The 3,747-nt window shown below is 33.3% G+C and carries 2 protein-coding genes; both read left to right on the forward strand.

Annotated elements, in window-relative coordinates; all coding sequences use genetic code 11:
• Positions 1-624: 624 nt before the first annotated feature.
• On the forward strand, positions 625-1,503 hold the full coding sequence (locus F6K40_RS16795; protein ID WP_293137775.1) for a PP2C family protein-serine/threonine phosphatase: 879 nt from the start codon (positions 625-627) through the stop codon (positions 1,501-1,503).
• 372 nt (positions 1,504-1,875) lie between these two features.
• Entirely contained in the window at positions 1,876-3,072 is a 1,197-nt protein-coding gene (locus tag F6K40_RS16800; protein ID WP_293137777.1) for an FHA domain-containing serine/threonine-protein kinase, read from the forward strand.
• The last annotated feature ends 675 nt before the right edge of the window (positions 3,073-3,747 follow it).

Below are 3,747 nucleotides of genomic sequence, written 5' to 3' on the forward strand. Positions count from 1 at the left end.
CTGGTAAAGTCTTTGTCTGCGCGTTTTCATTCTCTGAAGCTCTACAGGAAAAAGTAGGGAAACCCAATCCATCCGTATATCCGTGGCAAAATCCTTGTCTGCGCATTTTCATTCTCTGAAGCACTCCGAAAAAAAATCGCGCCGAGAAAATTAGGCTTGCATCCTCAAACTGACTGTGGTATCATAACTTTAGTGGGGGTTGCTCGCCCCTATGCTAGACTAATTGTTCAACACAAATTCAATTCCAAAAAACAAAAAATTGCTGCTCTAATATCACAGAAAGAACACTTTGTCAAAATAGCAAAAAACCAGTAGAGAAAAAAAGTCATTTTGAGCAAAGTAAATTTCGAGAAAAACAAGCCAAAAGAACGACAGAATAAGAATTAACAGCCATAAAACTCAATCAAGACATAGAAAAGGCCAAGTATACTCTATGTTCATTGTATAACAAAATCAAAAAAAAGCGCTAAAAATATTGAAACCTCGTTAAGCAATTCAGAAAAATTTTTCCATTTAACAGTCAGAAAAAAATGGTAAAGTTTAAAATATTAAAACTAAAAACAGAAACCTATAACTTAATCTAATTTAAACCTCCAAAACAAAATATTATCAACCAAACCAAAAATGAAAACCAAAAACCTTGAATATATAAGTCGCACCGAAACAAATAAACGCCCCCAAAACGAAGACAACTTCATCATCTGCCAACTCACCCCAAATCCCAACCAAAACCCAATCACATTATTAGCAATATCAGACGGAATGGGAGGTCACGAACATGGAGAAGAAATCAGTCGAGAAGCCCTCAAAAAGATCAGTCTAAACCTATTTGAAACCCTAGTATTTGAACCAAGTATTAACAACCAACAAAAAAACCCAAAATCCCCAACAACTGAAAAATTAACCAAAGCCATAAAAGAAGCGATCGCTCAAACAAACGCTCATATAAAAAGGATGATAAAAAACAATGGTTGGAATAAATCGGGAGCCACATTAGCAGTCGCCTTAATCTGGGAATCAATGGCAATTATTTCTAATTTAGGAGACAGTCCGATATATCATTATTCTGATGGAAAAATCAGACAAATTACCGACAATCACACATTAGCAAGTGCTTTGAGAAGAGGAGGAATAATTACTTCAGAAATGGCAGCTAATCACGAAGGGAAAAATATGTTGGAATTTTATTTGGGATGCGATAATTTACCTCCCGACTTACCCATACATTATGTTTCCCTTAATTCAGGAGATTTATTATTATTGTGTAGTGATGGAGTGAGTAATTATTTAGGAGAAAAAGAATTAGAAAATATTCTAGCAGAAGTAGATTTAAACAAAATATCAGAGCAATTAATTCACACATCTCAGAAAGCAGGAGAAACCGATAATCAGACTTTAATATTGTGGCGTTATTTGGGAAAAAGTGCAGATAATCAAACAGTCAGGCAATATACAAAATGTAGGGGCGGGTTTAACCAAGAATGTAGGGGCGGGTTTCTGTAAAAATCTTGAATTAAAGCAGTAAAATTATCTAAACCCGCCCTCCAATCATCAAAACCAACTATAAATATTCGATTCATTTCCATTAAAAATTGTCGGGGCATTCAACAAAGATTGTAGGGGCGGGTTTCACACAAAATTTTGAAGTCAAAGCAGTAAAATTATCTCAAACTACCCCAGAAATCTTGAAATATCCAATTTATTTCCATTCAAAAACGTAGGGGCTGGTTGACTTTATTTAATGGTTAAAATTGTTAATTTAAAAAACAAACCCGCCCCTACTACTGTAGGATTTAAAATGTGTCAGTTCACTACTAACCCAAAAATCTAATTAACAGGCAAGATGCCTGTGTTACCAAAATAAAAACAGAAAAAATGTCAAAAACTTTAGAACTAATGATAGGTGGAAAAATTCCTATCAATATTAATGAAATAGCCGAAATTGAATTACTAGAACTTCTAGGCACAGGTGCTTTTGCTTCTACCTGGAAAGCAATAGACCATAGCAGCAAAAACAACTATGTTTTAAAAGTAATTCAAGGAATCAAACCAGAAGAAAATCTAGTAGAAAGAATCCATTTAGAAGCAGCAGTTAATATCCCCTCAGAAAACATCATTCCCGTATTAGGTCTCAAAGAATGGGATGTCAATACCTACCTAATATTATTTGAATACTTCCCCGGCAAACCCTTAGATGAACTCTTAGAGAAAAAATCCCTAAATAATCGGCAAAAACAACAAATATTCAAACAAATATTATTAGGAACATCGGCAGCTCATCAATGCAACATTATTCACAGAGACTTAAAACCAGCAAATATTATTGTCGGCGACGAGCAAACAAAAATTATCGACTTTGGAGTTTCCAAATTTAAAGATCAAGATATTACTTTAAGCAGAGAAATAGTTGGCACTCCCGCCTACATGGCTCCAGAATTTTTAATCAAAGGAGCGAGAGTTGCCGATGCTAAAAGTGATATTTATTCTCTCGGTCATATTCTGTATGAATTATCAATGGGAGAAAATTTTTGGCAGCATCGCGGTTGGTATAGATTAGACGATTTTATCAATTATTTAACTCAAACCCCACCTCCAACAATAGGGATAGATTTAAGTGATTTTTACTGTGATTTTTTCCTCGGAGCAGAGGAGGTATTATTGCAGATGATGAAGATTCATCCAGAAGAACGTTATCAGTCAGTAGAAGAAGTAATTTGTGACTTAAAAATTCCTCTTGATTTGCCCAACTTACCCACTGGTTTAAATTTTGAATATCCTTTATTAATAGTGGAGTCTGGAAGTAATAAAGGAGCGCGCACTTTTGTAAATATTAATGATAGAAATTATCTAATTTTAGGTCGTGTAGATATTGCCGGAGCTGATACAAGTATTAGTAGGAAGCATTTAGAATTTAAGAGAAATGGAAATAATTATTTTGTCCGAGATTTGGGTAGTAAAAATGGTACTATGTTAAAAGGTCAAATTATTAGCAATCGCCTTGTAAAAATTCAACATGGGGATATGATTAAAGTGGGAGATGTGTTTTTACGATTTTTCTTTCTAGATAAGTAGTCGTGCTTTTAGGAATTTCCTAATTAAGATAGGGAAAAGGGAACAGGAAACAGAGATTCAATAGACCCTGTAATTAATTTTTATGAACTTATACAATTAATTTTGCATAAGCACTTATTGCTGGATGATTAAATTTAAAACTATTAATTGAAGCATTAAGCTATTAGCATTCAGCATTCAGCTTTTGAACATCATAAGTTACTAAAATTAGCTAGTTTACTAATTTTATCCATAACTTATAATCATGTTTGAAATACTAATTATTCTTGCCCGAAAAATTGTAGTCTAAAGTCTTCCATGAATGCTTACCTATTAATAATCAAGAATTTCACATTTTTGGAATTGAAAAAAACTACCAGATTGTTAGTCTAAAACTCTGAAAAAATTAGCATTTTGAGCAGAGAAAGACTGAAAAATTAATCTAATAATTCTGCCAATCAGTATTTCCAACCTCTTGATTACAAAAGCTACTGAAAAAGCTGATAACTGAAATGATCTGTGACACGAGTTAATAACTAAAAGATGAGAGCTGACCGCTGAATGCTTATCTATTAATAATCAAGAATTTCACATTTTTGGAATTGAAAAAACTACCAGATTGTCAGTCTAAAACTCTGAAAAAATTAGCATTTTGAGCAGAGAAAGACTGAAAAATTAATCTAATAATTCTGCCAA

Origin of the sequence: Okeania sp. SIO3I5, assembly GCF_010672085.1 — a bacterium.
Lineage (GTDB): Bacteria > Cyanobacteriota > Cyanobacteriia > Cyanobacteriales > Microcoleaceae > Trichodesmium.